The organism is Pseudomonas sp. 58 R 12 (genome assembly GCF_900005865.1).
In the GTDB taxonomy this organism is placed as follows: Bacteria; Pseudomonadota; Gammaproteobacteria; order Pseudomonadales; family Pseudomonadaceae; genus Aquipseudomonas; species Aquipseudomonas tritici.
In genome coordinates, this window is the sequence record NZ_CVTP01000016.1 from 201,911 (window position 1) to 215,393 (window position 13,483).

Here is a 13,483-nt window from a genome sequence, read left to right on the forward strand (position 1 = left end):
CAGATGCGTGTGCCAGAGCTTCTCTTTAATGCAGGAGCGTCGTAACCTCAGGGCATGTCCATCATTTTGAAGCTTGCGACCGCTGCCCTTTTTACTTGCCTGAGTCTGGCCGCTTATGGCGAGAAATTGCGCATTGTGACCGAGCCCTGGGCACCCTACGTGTATGAGGAACACGGCAGCATGCAGGGGCTGGACTACGAAACCACAGTCATCGTGTTCCAGCGCCTGGGGGTCGAGGTGCAATGGCAATTCCTGCCCTGGAAGCGCTGCCTGGCGATGCTGGACCAGGGACAGGCCGATGGCGCCTTGGACATTTTCCACAGCCATGAGCGCGACGCCTTGCTGCTCTACCCCAGCGAACCGCTGTCGGAGGTGGAGTTCGTGCTGTTCTACGCCAATGAGCGCCCTCATCCCGCCGAAAGCCTCGAAGCGCTGCGCGGCCTTACCGTCGGTACGTCACCGGGCTACCTGTACGGCGCAGAATTCAGCGATTCGACCCTGTTCAACCGCGAAGCAGCCCCAAGTCATGAGGCCAACTTCGGCAAATTGATGCTCGGGCGCATCGATCTGCTGATTACCGATCGCCGGGTGGGTCAGCATGTGATCAAGGCACTGGGCCTCGAGGGCAAGGTCAGCCAGGCGCCGGCAGTGGTCAGCCGCCAGCAGCAGTACCTCGCCGTGCGCCGTGGCGCGGGCATGGACCTGCTGGTACAACGCTTCGCCGCAGAACTTAAACGCTTCAAACAAGAGCCGGCCTACACCGCCTTGAGTGCAAAATATGGTGGAATCCAAGCGATTACGGGGTCTGTACACACCGTTGAGCAGCAGGAAAGCAGCGCGCAGTGATTGCTCTGTTATACTCCGGCCTTTCCGCCAGGCTTACGCCCGGCCGCTGAGGTCTTGAAAAAGGCACCCAACCCCGCTACTGCGCAGCTTTCAGCCCGCGCGAGCCGGTGGAGTGCCCGCCAGACGCAGCAGGACCGGACGGGATTGCGCTCCCCTAAGCGCCATTCACGCCCGGCAAGATTATCCCTTTGGGCCAAGCCCTAACTAAAACAGGATTACTCATGTCCTTTGCTTCCCTCGGTCTCTCCGAGGCTTTAGTCCGCGCCATCGAGGCAGCGGGCTATACCGAGCCTACTCCGGTGCAACAGCGGGCCATTCCCGCCGTGTTGCAAGGTCGCGACCTGATGGTTGCGGCTCAGACAGGTACTGGTAAAACCGGCGGTTTCGCCCTCCCGATTCTGGAGCGGTTGTTCCCCAACGGTCACCCGGACAAATCCCAGCGTCACGGCCCGCGCCAACCGCGCGTACTGGTCCTGACCCCAACCCGCGAACTCGCCGCCCAGGTGCACGACAGCTTCAAGCTGTATGCCCGCGACTTGAAGTTCGTCAGTGCCTGCATCTTCGGCGGCGTTGGCATGAACCCACAGGTTCAGGCCATGTCCCGTGGTGTAGACGTGCTGGTGGCGTGCCCGGGTCGTTTGCTCGACCTGTGCGGCCAAGGCAGCGTCGATTTGTCCCACGTGGAAATCCTTGTGCTGGACGAAGCCGACCGCATGCTCGACATGGGCTTTGTCCATGACGTGAAAAAAGTCCTCGCCCGCCTGCCGGCCAAACGTCAGAACCTGCTGTTCTCGGCAACGTTCTCCCAGGACATCACCGCCCTGGCCGGCAAGTTGCTGCACAACCCGGAGCGCATCGAAGTCACGCCGCCGAACACCACGGTCGAGCGTATCGAGCAACGCGTATTCCGCCTGGCCGCCAGCCACAAGCGTTCGCTGCTTGCCCACCTGATCACCGCCGGCGCGTGGGAACAGGTGCTGGTGTTCACCCGCACCAAGCACGGCGCCAACCGTCTGGCCGAGTACCTGGACAAGCACGGCCTCACCGCCGTCGCCATCCACGGCAACAAGAGCCAGAACGCGCGCACCAAAGCCCTGGCCGACTTCAAGGCCGGTAGCGTACGCATCCTGGTTGCCACCGATATCGCCGCTCGCGGCCTGGATATCGACCAGTTGCCACACGTGGTCAACTTCGAGCTGCCAAACGTCGACGAAGACTACGTGCACCGTATCGGCCGTACCGGCCGCGCCGGTCGCTCGGGTGAAGCCATTTCCCTGGTTGCACCGGACGAAGAAAAACTGCTGAAAAGCATCGAACGCATGACCAAGCAGAAAATCGCCGACGGCGACCTGATGGGCTTCGATTCCAGCGCCGTGGAGGCTGAAAAGCCTGAAGCGCGCGAGCGCCCAGACGTGCGTAACCCACGCAACCCTCGCGGTCCGAAGGGCGATGGCCCGAACGGCGGCGGCGGTGGCGGTGGTCGTCGCGACAAGGGCAAAGACAAAGGCGGCAAGGAAAAAGCGCCAACCAACGGCCGTGGCGAGCGCCCAGCCCGCGAGCAAAAGCCCCGTGAAGGTACCCCAGCCCGCGAACAGCGCCAGCCGAGCCAGCCGCCACGCGCCGCTGCCGATCGCGCCCCGGACGAGTTCCTTGACGACGATATCGATAACTTCGGTAACCGCGCTGACTACGTACCTCAGGCAAAACCCGCCCAAGGTCGTGGCCGTCGCCCAGGTGCTCCGGCACAGGGCGCAGGTACCGGCGCACCACGTGGCGGCCAGCCTCAGGGCGGTCGTCAGAACGGCCCGCGCAACAGCAGCGGCGGTACCACCGGCACGCCACCTGCCAAGCGCAGCGGCCCGCGCAATGGCGCACCGCGTGACGGTCAAGCCCGTCGCGAAGACTCGCGCAGCAACAACCGCCGCCCAGCCCGTGACGACCAGCCTCGCTCGTCCGAACCAGCCGTGCAGAACCCGCGCGGTGGCCCGGCGCCGAAGATCATCCACAAGGAGTCGAAAGCGGATCGCTTCCCGACACCTGAGCAGTTGGATCAACTGCCAGGCCGCCCTCGTGGTGAAAAACCAGCGCTGCTGACTCGCAACCGCTGATTTTCAAAGCCTCATAAAAAATGCCCTGCATCGAAAGATACGGGGCATTTTTTTGGACGTCACATAAATCGAATGTGCCTTTCTGTGAGAGCTGGCTTGCCTGCGATAACCATAGGTATCTCCACGTCTAGAACGAGCCCTCTGCGTAGCAGCTGTCGAGCCCTGGCGAGGCTGCGTCAGCGGTGTGTCAGACAGGCCGCCAACGCAGCCTCGCCGGGGCTCGACAGCTGCTACGCACTCTCACATTGAAAATGTGTAGATACCTATGCTGCGATAGCGGTATCGCAGGCAAGCCAGCTCTCACACTGACCACATTCCAGGCATAAAAAAACCGGATACTGAGATCCGGTTTTTTTTGTGCAGGCAAAAATTACTTCTGCTTAACACCTTCCAGCGAAATTTCCAGGTCTGCCGTCTGGGAAGTCGGACCTGGGCCTTTGATCCCGAAGTCGTTCAGGTTCAGCGTGGTGGTGGCGTTGAAGCCAGCACGTTCGCCGCCCCACGGGTCCTTGCCTTCGCCGTTGAACGTGGCCTTGAAGGTCACAGGCTTGGTCACGCCGTGGAAAGTCAGGTCGCCCGTCACGTCAGCGGTTTTCGCGCCGGTGGACTTAACAGCGGTGGAGACGAACTTGGCGTCGGCGAACTTGGCAACGTCCAGGAAGTCTTTGCTGGCGATGTGCTTGTCACGCTCTGCGTGGTTCGACCACAGGCTGGCGGTTTTCACGTCGACCGCGATTTTGCTGGCTTCTGGCTTGGCGGCATCCCAGCTGAACGTACCGTCCCAATCCTTGAAGGTGCCGTGAATGTAGCTGTAGCCCAGGTGGCTGATTTTCCAGTCGATGAAGGCGTGCTGGCCTTCCTTGTCGATCTTGTAGTCAGCAGCCATCACCTGGCCTGCGGACAGCAGGGCAGTACCGATTGCCAGAGCGGCGAGGGTCTTTTTCAACATGCTTTCTATTCCTTGTGAGTCGAGGTTGAACATCAGGCTTTGCGCCCCAGCATTCGCGTGAGGGTCACATCACGATCGATAAAGTGGTGTTTCAACGCAGCCACGCCATGCAAACCGGCGAAGACCACCAACACCCAAGCGAGGTACAGGTGTACCAAGCCGGCGTTATCTGCCTGGTCCGGTAGCCCGGAAACCACGGCAGGAATCTCAAACAGGCCAAACACCGGGATACCGACACCGTCTGCGGTGGAAATCAGGTAACCGGCGATCATCACGGCAAACAACCCGAGATACAGGAACGCGTGGCCAAACGCGGCACCCATACGCGTCATGCGGCTGTAGCTGGTCAACGGTGGTGGTGGTGGGCTGACCAAGCGCCAGACGATACGCACCAGCATGATTGCGAATAGCGTGATGCCAATGCTCTTGTGCAGGTCCGGAGCCTCTTTGCGCCAGGCGCTGTAGTAGTCGAGGCCGACCATCCACAAGCCCAGAGCGAACAGGCCGAACACCACCAAGGCCACGCCCCAGTGCAAAACGATGCTGACCCAGCCATAGCGGGCCGGTGAATTGCGTAACTGCATGTACTTAATCCCGTAATAGCTGCGCCCAAGACTAGCGATTTACCTATCGAATTAAAGCGGAAAATCCTGCTTTGAAATATCGAGAAATACGATCTTGAGGGTATGAAGAGTAAATTAACAACGGATTAAGGACTATCCAGAAGAAACGTGACAGACCGTCCTGCGTTTACAACCAATTCACAGGTAATGTCTTGTGACACAGCCGCCCATTGCATAGGCTTGCGCGATTGTTTTACCTGCGCCAGCCGCAGGACCGCTTCGAGGAGATAACCGATGGGCTTGAACAACCAGTGGATGCAACGCGACCTTGCGGTGCTTTGGCATCCCTGCACCCAGATGAAAGACCATCAGCAATTGCCGCTGATCCCGATCAAGCGCGGTGAAGGGGTTTGGCTGGAAGACTTCGAAGGCAAGCGCTACCTCGATGCCGTCAGTTCCTGGTGGGTCAATGTGTTCGGCCACGCCAACCCACGCATCAACCAGCGCATCAAAGACCAGGTCGATCAGTTGGAGCACGTGATCCTCGCCGGTTTCAGCCACCAGCCGGTGATCGAGCTGTCCGAACGCCTGGTGCAGATGACGCCTGAAGGCCTGACACGCTGCTTCTATGCCGACAATGGTTCGTCGTGTATCGAAGTCGCGCTGAAAATGAGCTTCCACTATTGGCTCAACCGCGGCCTGCCTGACAAAAAGCGTTTCGTCACCCTGACCAACAGCTACCACGGCGAAACCATCGCCGCGATGTCGGTGGGCGACGTGCCGCTGTTTACCGAGACCTACAAGGCGCTGCTGCTCGACACCATCAAGGTGCCCAGCCCGGATTGCTACCTGCGCCCCGAGGGCATGAGCTGGGAAGAACACTCGCGCAACATGTTCCTGGCCATGGAACAGACCCTGGCGGACAACCACGACACCGTCGCCGCCGTCATCGTCGAACCGCTGATCCAGGGCGCCGGCGGCATGCGCATGTACCACCCGGTGTACCTCAAGCTGCTGCGCGAAGCCTGCGACCGCTACGGCGTGCACCTGATCCACGATGAAATCGCCGTGGGCTTCGGCCGCACCGGAACGATGTTCGCCTGTGAGCAGGCCGGTATCCGCCCGGACTTCCTGTGCTTGTCCAAAGCGCTCACCGGCGGCTACCTGCCGTTGGCCGCCGTGGTCACTACCGATGACGTGTACGACGCCTTCTACGACGACTACCCGACATTGCGCGCGTTCCTGCACTCCCACAGCTACACCGGCAATCCGCTGGCGTGCGCGGCGGCGTTGGCGACGCTGGATATTTTCGAAGAAGACAACGTCATCGAAAACAACAAGGCCCTGGCCCAGCGCATGGCGACCGCCACTGCGCACCTGGTGGACCACCCTCACGTCTCGGAAGTGCGCCAGACCGGCATGGTGCTGGCCATCGAGATGGTCCAGGACAAAGCCACCAAGACCGCCTACCCGTGGCAGGAGCGCCGTGGCTTGAAGGTGTTCGAGCACGCCCTGGAACGTGGCGCCCTGTTGCGACCATTAGGCAGCGTGGTGTATTTCCTGCCGCCGTACGTGATTACGCCGGAGCAGATCGACTTCCTGGCTGAAGTCGCCAGTGAAGGGATCGACATCGCCACCAATAGCAACGTCAGTGTCGCTGTGCCAAAAGACTTCCACCCAGGCTTCCGCGATCCAGGTTGATTGCCTAACCCACCTTTCCAGAGAACAGAAATGAGACTGTCCCGCTTTTTCACCGACACCCCGCTGAGCCTCGGCGACCACGAATTACCCGAAGCCCAGGCGCATTACATCAGCCGCGTGCTGCGCATGGGCGAAGGCGATGCCGTGCAACTGTTCGACGGCTCCGGCCAGGAGTTCCTCGGCAGCTTGCTGGAAGTCGGTAAGAAACGCGTCACCGTGCAACTCACCGAGTGCTTCGCTGGCCAGACCGAATCACCGCTGCATATCCACCTGGGCCAGGGCCTGTCCCGGGGCGAGCGTATGGATTGGGCGATTCAGAAAGCCACCGAACTGGGCGTTAATGCGATCACGCCGATTTTCAGCGACCGCTGCGAAGTACGCCTCAAGGATGAACGCGCCGACAAACGCCTGCTGCACTGGCGCCAGGTGGCCATCAGCGCCTGCGAGCAATGTGGTCGCTCAACGGTGCCGGTGATTCACCCGCCACTGTTGCTGGCGGACTGGTTGAAACAGACCGAGGCGGATTTGAAGCTGGTGCTGCACCCGGTGGCCGAGCCGATGGTCAGCCATGCCAAGCCCTCGAGCCTGGCCTTCTTGATCGGGCCTGAGGGTGGGCTGACCGACCAGGAAGTCGAAACCGCGCAAGCGGCCGGCTACCACGCCGCCCGTCTGGGGCCGCGGGTGTTGCGTACCGAAACGGCGCCGGTAGTCGCGCTGAGTGTGGCCCAACAACTCTGGGGCGATTTTTAAACCTCTTCCGTTGCAACCCCAATCAAAACTGTGGGAGCTGGCTTGCCAGCTCCCACATTTGGAATGGGTTACCACGCCATTACATCACTCCACCGGGTCGCTGACTGGCTTGGCAATAATCGCCTTCAACTCACTGGTCATCGGGAATTCCAGGTTCAAGCCCTTGGGCGGAATGGGGGACTCAAACCAGCGCTGGTAAATCCCGTTGATCTCCCCACTGCGATAAAGGTCGCCAAGTGTCTCGTTGACCACTGCAAGAAACTGCGGGTCGTCCTTGCGCACCATGCAGCTGTAGATTTCCCGCGACTGCTCCTCCCCCACCACCACCCAATTGTGCGGGTCCTTGGCCTTGGCGCGCTCGCCGTAAAGCAACGCGTCATCCATATAGAACGCCGCTGCACGGCCGGTCTCTAGCATCTTGAAGGCTTCGCCATGGTCCTTGGCGCTGATCACGAACATATTGGCCTTGTGCTCGGCGTTGTAGCTTTTGAGGAAACGCTCGTTGGTGGTACCCGCGGTGGTCACCACGTTCTTGCCCGCAAGATCAGCAAAGCCTTGGATACCACTGTCCTTGGCGGTCAGCAATTGCCCCTTCACATAGATAAACCCGTAGGAAAACGCCACCTGCTTCTGCCGCTCGGCCGTCACCCCGGTAGAACCGCATTCCAGGTCGACAGTGCCGTTCTGCACCAGCGGGATACGGGTTTGGGAGGTCACCAGGTTGTACTTCACATTGAGCGTGCCCTCCCCGATTTTCTGCTGAATGCGCTCGACGATCTTATCTGCCAGCTCCACCGAGTAGCCCATGGGCTTGCCACTGTTATCCCCCACGTAGGAAAACGGCACCGACGCATCGCGATAGCCCAAAGTGATGGACTTGGCGTTAGCGATCTTGCCCAGCGTGCCGTCCAACGGCGCTTGGTTCGCATGGGCTTGTGCGCCCAGCAAAAGCGCCAGGGTGCAGCCGGTCAACAGGATTTTTTTCATTGTTATTCTCCGTTGGTTTTTCGATTATTTACGTACAGCAATCACGCTGATTTCCACCAGCACACTCGGCCGCGCCAGTTCCGCTTGAAGGGTCGTGCGCGTCGGCGCCATGCCCGGTGACAGCCAGGCGGACCACACCTCGTTCATCGGTGCAAAACCGCTGCCGATATCTTTCAAATAGATCGTTGCGTTGAGCAGATGATCCTTATCGCTGCCCGCCTGGGCCAGCAGCGCATCGATCCTGGTCAGCACCTCCTGGGTTTGTGTCGCCACGTCCTTGCCATCACCGGGCACCTGGCCCGAGAGGAACACCAGGTCCTTGAAGGTCACTGCGCCCGAGAGGCGCTCATTGCTGCGGATTCGGCTGATGGTCATCCATACATCCTCATGCGGCGCGGGGCGCAAGGCCCTGCATATCAATGGAAGGCGCGTGTTGCCCAATCAACTCAGCCAGCAACTGGCCGCTGCCGCAGGCCAGGGTAAAACCAAGGGCGCCGTGGCCCAGGTTCAGCCACAGGTTGCGATACACACTGGCACCAATCAGCGGCACGCCAGTGGGGGTGGCCGGGCGCATACCCGCCCACTCCACCGCATGGGCGTAATCGCCGGCCTGCGCAAATGTCTCCAGTGCCTGGCGTTTCATCAGCGCCAGGCGCTTGGGTTCAAGGCTGGCGTCGAAGCCGACGATGTCCACCATGGCCGCCACCCGCAGTTGTTCGCCGATGCGCGCATAGACGATCTTGCGGTCGTAGTCGGTAATGCTCACGTTCGGCGCCTGGTGCTGCGCGCCAATCGGCACACTGAGGCTGTAACCCTTGAGCGGGTACAGCGGCAGCGACACACCCAACTCGGCGCTGCGATAGCCGGCCGCCAGTACCAGATGCTCGACCGGCACCACCTCAGCGCCCAGTTCGATAGCCTGCACCACACCGTCAGCGTGGCGAATGCCGGTGACTTTGCGCCCCAGCAAAAAGTGGCAGCGGCCGGACGCTTCCAGGCGCGCCGCCAAGCGCTGGCAGAAAGCATGACAATCAGCCACCTCCTCATTCGGCGTGTAGATCCCGCCGACAAAACCACCGCCCGCCAGCGCCGGCTCCAGGCGTGCGCAATCGGCGGCCGACAGCACCTGCTGTTGAAGGATATCGGTGACCTTGCTGCGGGCATGCGCAAAGGAGCTGGCGTTGCGGAAGGTGACCAGTTTGCCGTTGCGCCGCCAGTCGAAGCCGTCCAGGTGATCATCCTCGCGCCATTGCTGCAACGTGTCCTGGCTCAGGGAGGCAAGTCGCAGCAGGTGGGCGGCATTGCGTTTGTTCACCGAGCTACGGCATGCACCGAGGAACGCGGCCATCCAGCGCCATTGCTGAGGGTCGAGGCGTGGGCGCAGCTTTAACGGCGAGTCACCGCGCAACAGCCAACCGATGGCCTGAAGCGGCACGCCGGCATCGGCCAGCGGCGCCACGTAGCGATAGGACAACTGCCCGCCATTGGCAAAGCTGGTTTCACTGCCCAGGGTCTCGCGTGCGTCGATCACCGTCACCTCGTGGCCCGCACGCACCAACGCATACGCGCTCGCCAGACCAATCACCCCACCCCCAATGATGTGCACCATTCCCGCCGCCCGCCGCTGAATCAAGAAGCCACAAGCCTAGGGGCAGGTGACAGGCCACCGACAATGAATAAAGATGGGTCACCCATAAACAAAGGTTATGGACTTGCCATGCGTTTGCGTCATATCGAAATCTTCCAGGCCATCCGCCAGACCGGCTCCGTCAGCGCCGCCGCGCAACTGCTGCATGTGTCGCAACCGGCGGTGACCAAGGTGTTGCAGCACGCCGAATTGCAGCTGGGCTTCCCGCTATTTCTGCGCGTGCGCGGCAAGTTGCAGCCCACGCCGGAAGCCCTGGCGCTGGAAAGCGAAGTGGAAAAAGTCACAGAAAGCCTGCAAGGCGTGCGGCGCCTGGCCAAGAGTTTGCGCCGTGCACCGGGCCAGAGTGTGCGCATCGGCGCGATCCCGGCGTTGGCCTTGTCGCTGCTGCCGCCAGCCATTCTTGAGTGGAAGCGCGATTACCCGGACATGGCCTGTGAGTTGTCCAGCGACCACAGCCGCGAGCTGGTGCAGAAGCTGCTGATGCGTGAGATTGACCTGGCGCTAACCCTCAACTTTTCCGGCCATCCAGGGCTGACCACGCAAGTGCTGGCCAACGGGGTGTTGGTGGCATTGGCGTCCAAAGGCTATTGGTCTGATGCGGAGCTGAGCAGCCCACTGCCCCTGGCTGATCTGGCGGGTACGCTGCTGATAGGTCTTTCCAGCGCCGACCCGCTGGCGGCTAAACTCGACAGCTACCTGGAAAACGTCGATCCGCCGCCAAGGGTGACGATCTCCGTACAAACCTACTCCCTGGCCCGTGCGATGGTGGAATCCGGCGCCGGCCTCACGGTGATCGACCCCTTCACCGCGCTCGGTGCTTCGACCGCCACCACCTGCATCCGCACGCTCACTCCGCCGCTGCCGATCACGCTGTACGCCCTGACCCGCGCCGATGAACCGCCGCCGCATATGTTGGCTAATCTGCTGGAGATTTTCGGCCACCGCGCCCGAGAGCTGCTGGAACGGCTCTAACAGCGTACCGATGATCAAATGTGGGAGCTGGCTTGCCTGCGATGAGGGAGTGTCAGTCACAAGGTTATTGACTGAAACACCGCAATCGCAGGCAAGCCAGCGCCCACAGGGTTACAGCACGTAATGCATGATCGCCACAAAGTGCAGCAGGCTGCCGCCAATCACAAACAAATGCCAGATCCCATGGGAGTGCCGCAGGCGGTCCTCCAACGCAAAAAAGATGATGCCGACGGTGTACAACACCCCGCCCGCCGCCAGCCAGGTAAACCCTGCCGTGCCCAGCGCGGCGATCAGCGGCTTGACCGCCACCAGCACAATCCAGCCCATCACCGCATAAATCACGATCGACAGGATGCGCGCCTCGGAGCGCGGCTTGATCTCTTGCAGGATGCCGATCACCGCCAGCCCCCACACGATGCCGAACAGCGTCCAGCCCCACGGCCCTCTCAAGGTCACCAGACAAAACGGCGTGTAACTGCCGGCGATCAACAGGTAGATCGAAAAGTGATCAACCTTCTGCATGATTTCTTTACGGCGGCCCTGCACGCTGTGATACACGGTGGACGCGCTGTACAACACCAGCAGCGTAAAACCATAAATTGCCACGCTCACGATCTTCCAGGGACTGCCATCCAGGCTCGCCACCACCAACATCCACACTGCGCCTACAAACGCCGCGATTGCACCGAGCAAATGGCTCCAGGCGTTGAATCGTTCCCCGTGGTACATCGTTCATCGACCTCCCGTAACCGTTATGGGTTGGCCGCCAAGCGTCCAGCCTTGCGCATAAGAGTGCAAGCGGCTTATGACGTTCCGGGGACGCCGGGCGGTTTTGCGGGCACAATTGTCGGCATTCGAACAAGAGCCCACGGCCATGCTGATCGACGAAGAATTCACCCTCAAAAAGCTCGAAATCTTCCTGGCGTTCATGCGCACCGGCAACCTGGCCCGCGCCGCCGCCGAGCTGCAAACCAGTAACGTCAGCGTGCACCGCGCCATCCACTCCCTGGAAAATGCGCTGCGCTGCCCACTGTTCAAACACGAAGGGCGCAACCTCACCCCGCTGGAAAGCGCCTACGTGTTGGAAGAGCGCGCACAGAAACTGGTGGCCGATGTGGTCGACAGCGTGCGCCTGACCCGCGAGGCCGCAGGTTTCTCCGCCGAACGCTTCAAGCTCGGCTCGCTGTATTCGCTCACGGTGAAGACCGTGCCGCAGCTGATCATGGGCCTGAAAATCCGTCGCAGCGAACTCAACATCGACCTGATCCTGGGCTCCAACTTCGACCTGCTCTACAAGCTCAAAAACATGGAGGTGGACGCGATCCTCATCTCGCTGGATGAGCACGCCAACGACCCCGACTGCGAACAGATCGCGCTGTTTACCGACGACATTTTCCTCGCCACTCCGGCCGAATCACCGTTCGACCGCGAGCAGGAAATTGACCTGGCCGATGTGCGCGACGCCACGTTCATCACCCTCACCCAAGGCTTCGCTACCCACCAGGACGGCAATCGGGTGTTCAAGCAGGCGGGGTTCGAGCCGAAGGTGGCGATGCAAGTGAATGACATCTTCACCCTGCTGAGCATGGTCAGTTCAGGGGTGGGCTATGCGTTGCTGCCGGGCAGGATTGCGGCGGTGTATGAGAACCGCGTGAAGCTGATACCGCTGCAACCCAGGTATCGGTTGCAGCAGCAGATTGGCGTGGTGTTCTTGAAGGCCAAGGAGCGCGACCCTAACTTGCTCGCGCTGTTGGCGGAGTGTCGGATGTATGCCAACCGGGGCGCTAACCCACCAGCCCGCGCATGATCAGAAACAACAGCGAAGGCCCCAGCAAACAGCCCAGCGCGGTATAAAACGCCGCGGTCAGGCAGCCGTAGGGCACCAGTTTCGGGTCGGTTGCGGCCAAGCCGCCAGCCACACCGCTGGAGGTGCCCATGAGCCCGCCGAAAATCACCGCGCTACGAGGGTTATTCAAACCGATAAGCGGGGCAACGAACGGCGTCATCACCATCACCAGAATGGCCTTGATCAACCCGGCGGCGATCGACAGCGCCATCACTTCGGAACTGGCGCCAATCGCCGCACCGGTCACCGGGCCGACAATGTACGTCACGGCGCCGGCGCCGATGGTGGTCAGGCTCACGGCATCGGTGTAGCCAAACGCCATGGCCACCCCGACGCCCGCGATGAACGATGAGCCCACGCCCACGAACAACGCCAATACCCCGACGTATCCTGCCCGTTTCAGCTCATCGACACTCACGCCAAACGCCGTGGCAACAATGGCAAAGTCGCGCAGCATCGCCCCGCCCAGCAGGCCAATACCCGACAACAACGGAATATCCACCACCCCCTTGGAGCCACCGGTAAACGCACCGCCGACGTAAGACAGCACCAGACCCAACAGAATAGCGATGGCCGAGCCGTGCAGGCGGCCTTTGGTGAAGGTGTCAGAGATCCAGTAAGAGACCCACATGGTCAGCCCGATTACCGCAAAGCCACTGATCAGGCCGTAGCCAGTGATCACTTTCATCATTGATTCGTACATGGCAATCACCCGGCTTCTTTGGTGGGGACAACCGCGCTTGGCTCACGGTTGCCGATGCGCACCAGCACTGGCACCAGGGCAAAACCCAGCACCACCGCGAGTGTCCCAGCCAGAATCGCCATCGGGCCGCCACTGATTGCACCGTAGACGTTTTGCTGGGCAGCCATGGCCACCACGATCGGGATATAAATGGCCGCCCAGAAGCTCACGCCCTGCTCCGATTTACCGGTGAACAAGCCGCGCTTGGCGAGGTAACTGCCCAGCCCGATCAACAGCAACATAGCGATACCCACCCCGCCGACGTTGGCCGGAATGCCCATCCATTTGCCCAGCAGTTCACCGACGAACAGGCCGGCCAACGTACAGAGCGCCAAAAACGCCACACCGTAAATAATCATTGTTGTTGTCCT

The 13,483-nt window shown here is 60.9% G+C and carries 14 protein-coding genes; 6 read left to right on the plus strand and 8 right to left on the minus strand.

What is annotated here, in order from left to right:
* The first annotated feature begins 54 nt into the window (after positions 1-54).
* Positions 55-846, plus strand: a complete 792-nt coding sequence (locus BFP95_RS10240; protein ID WP_065871914.1) for a substrate-binding periplasmic protein — start codon at positions 55-57, stop codon at positions 844-846.
* A 221-nt stretch (positions 847-1,067) separates the two neighbouring features.
* The gene (locus BFP95_RS10245; protein ID WP_065871915.1) at positions 1,068-2,954 is read left to right on the plus strand and encodes a DEAD/DEAH box helicase; all 1,887 of its coding nucleotides are present in this window, start codon (positions 1,068-1,070) and stop codon (positions 2,952-2,954) included.
* Positions 2,955-3,324: 370 nt separating this feature from the next.
* Here the strand turns inward: BFP95_RS10245 and BFP95_RS10250 are convergent, their stop codons facing one another.
* Positions 3,325-3,903, minus strand: a complete 579-nt coding sequence (locus tag BFP95_RS10250) for a YceI family protein (protein ID WP_049711142.1) — start codon at positions 3,901-3,903, stop codon at positions 3,325-3,327.
* Between the two features lie 32 nt (positions 3,904-3,935).
* Complete coding sequence (locus BFP95_RS10255) at positions 3,936-4,487, minus strand: cytochrome b (RefSeq protein WP_065871916.1); 552 nt, start codon at positions 4,485-4,487, stop codon at positions 3,936-3,938.
* 273 nt (positions 4,488-4,760) lie between these two features.
* On the opposite strand from BFP95_RS10255, the gene BFP95_RS10260 reads away from it, so the two are divergent.
* Complete coding sequence (locus tag BFP95_RS10260) at positions 4,761-6,167, plus strand: adenosylmethionine--8-amino-7-oxononanoate transaminase (protein ID WP_065880174.1); 1,407 nt, start codon at positions 4,761-4,763, stop codon at positions 6,165-6,167.
* 30 nt (positions 6,168-6,197) lie between these two features.
* Entirely contained in the window at positions 6,198-6,917 is a 720-nt protein-coding gene (locus BFP95_RS10265) for a 16S rRNA (uracil(1498)-N(3))-methyltransferase (protein ID WP_065871918.1), read from the plus strand.
* Between the two features lie 84 nt (positions 6,918-7,001).
* Here the strand turns inward: BFP95_RS10265 and BFP95_RS10270 are convergent, their stop codons facing one another.
* Genes BFP95_RS10270 through BFP95_RS10280 form a run of 3 tightly spaced genes read right to left on the minus strand, consistent with a single transcriptional unit; the run spans position 7,002 to position 9,513 of the window.
* Positions 7,002-7,904, minus strand: a complete 903-nt coding sequence (locus BFP95_RS10270; protein ID WP_065871919.1) for a transporter substrate-binding domain-containing protein — start codon at positions 7,902-7,904, stop codon at positions 7,002-7,004.
* Between the two features lie 24 nt (positions 7,905-7,928).
* Positions 7,929-8,279, minus strand: a complete 351-nt coding sequence (locus BFP95_RS10275) for a RidA family protein (RefSeq protein ID WP_065909978.1) — start codon at positions 8,277-8,279, stop codon at positions 7,929-7,931.
* Positions 8,280-8,289: 10 nt separating this feature from the next.
* The gene (locus BFP95_RS10280) at positions 8,290-9,513 is read right to left on the minus strand and encodes a D-amino acid dehydrogenase (RefSeq protein ID WP_065909980.1); all 1,224 of its coding nucleotides are present in this window, start codon (positions 9,511-9,513) and stop codon (positions 8,290-8,292) included.
* A gap of 108 nt (positions 9,514-9,621) precedes the next feature.
* On the opposite strand from BFP95_RS10280, the gene BFP95_RS10285 reads away from it, so the two are divergent.
* Positions 9,622-10,524 carry a LysR family transcriptional regulator gene (locus BFP95_RS10285; protein ID WP_065909983.1) on the plus strand — a complete coding sequence of 301 codons (903 nt, stop codon included), beginning with the start codon at positions 9,622-9,624 and terminating at the stop codon, positions 10,522-10,524.
* 111 nt (positions 10,525-10,635) lie between these two features.
* Here BFP95_RS10285 and BFP95_RS10290 read toward each other — a convergent pair whose 3' ends face one another.
* Positions 10,636-11,253: a PAQR family membrane homeostasis protein TrhA gene (locus BFP95_RS10290; protein WP_065880176.1), complete on the minus strand. Its 618-nt coding sequence runs from the start codon at positions 11,251-11,253 to the stop codon at positions 10,636-10,638.
* Between the two features lie 145 nt (positions 11,254-11,398).
* Here BFP95_RS10290 and BFP95_RS10295 point away from each other — a divergent pair, with 145 nt between their 5' ends.
* Positions 11,399-12,331: a LysR family transcriptional regulator gene (locus tag BFP95_RS10295; protein WP_065880177.1), complete on the plus strand. Its 933-nt coding sequence runs from the start codon at positions 11,399-11,401 to the stop codon at positions 12,329-12,331.
* Here BFP95_RS10295 and madM read toward each other — a convergent pair.
* The gene (madM, locus tag BFP95_RS10300) at positions 12,309-13,073 is read right to left on the minus strand and encodes a malonate transporter subunit MadM (protein WP_049713463.1); all 765 of its coding nucleotides are present in this window, start codon (positions 13,071-13,073) and stop codon (positions 12,309-12,311) included. The genes BFP95_RS10295 and madM overlap by 23 nt on opposite strands.
* Before the next feature lie 5 nt (positions 13,074-13,078).
* Entirely contained in the window at positions 13,079-13,471 is a 393-nt protein-coding gene (gene madL, locus BFP95_RS10305; protein ID WP_049711132.1) for a malonate transporter subunit MadL, read from the minus strand.
* Positions 13,472-13,483 lie beyond the last annotated feature (12 nt).

Coding starts and splice junctions, on each gene's coding strand:
- BFP95_RS10240 (WP_065871914.1), top strand. CDS start 55: ATGTCCATCATTTTGAAGCTTGCGACCGCTGCCCTTTTTACTTGCCTG.
- BFP95_RS10245 (WP_065871915.1), top strand. CDS start 1,068: ATGTCCTTTGCTTCCCTCGGTCTCTCCGAGGCTTTAGTCCGCGCCATC.
- BFP95_RS10250 (WP_049711142.1), bottom strand. CDS start 3,903: ATGTTGAAAAAGACCCTCGCCGCTCTGGCAATCGGTACTGCCCTGCTG.
- BFP95_RS10255 (WP_065871916.1), bottom strand. CDS start 4,487: ATGCAGTTACGCAATTCACCGGCCCGCTATGGCTGGGTCAGCATCGTT.
- BFP95_RS10260 (WP_065880174.1), top strand. CDS start 4,761: ATGGGCTTGAACAACCAGTGGATGCAACGCGACCTTGCGGTGCTTTGG.
- BFP95_RS10265 (WP_065871918.1), top strand. CDS start 6,198: ATGAGACTGTCCCGCTTTTTCACCGACACCCCGCTGAGCCTCGGCGAC.
- BFP95_RS10270 (WP_065871919.1), bottom strand. CDS start 7,904: ATGAAAAAAATCCTGTTGACCGGCTGCACCCTGGCGCTTTTGCTGGGC.
- BFP95_RS10275 (WP_065909978.1), bottom strand. CDS start 8,279: ATGACCATCAGCCGAATCCGCAGCAATGAGCGCCTCTCGGGCGCAGTG.
- BFP95_RS10280 (WP_065909980.1), bottom strand. CDS start 9,513: ATGGTGCACATCATTGGGGGTGGGGTGATTGGTCTGGCGAGCGCGTAT.
- BFP95_RS10285 (WP_065909983.1), top strand. CDS start 9,622: ATGCGTTTGCGTCATATCGAAATCTTCCAGGCCATCCGCCAGACCGGC.
- BFP95_RS10290 (WP_065880176.1), bottom strand. CDS start 11,253: ATGTACCACGGGGAACGATTCAACGCCTGGAGCCATTTGCTCGGTGCA.
- BFP95_RS10295 (WP_065880177.1), top strand. CDS start 11,399: ATGCTGATCGACGAAGAATTCACCCTCAAAAAGCTCGAAATCTTCCTG.
- madM (WP_049713463.1), bottom strand. CDS start 13,073: ATGTACGAATCAATGATGAAAGTGATCACTGGCTACGGCCTGATCAGT.
- madL (WP_049711132.1), bottom strand. CDS start 13,471: ATGATTATTTACGGTGTGGCGTTTTTGGCGCTCTGTACGTTGGCCGGC.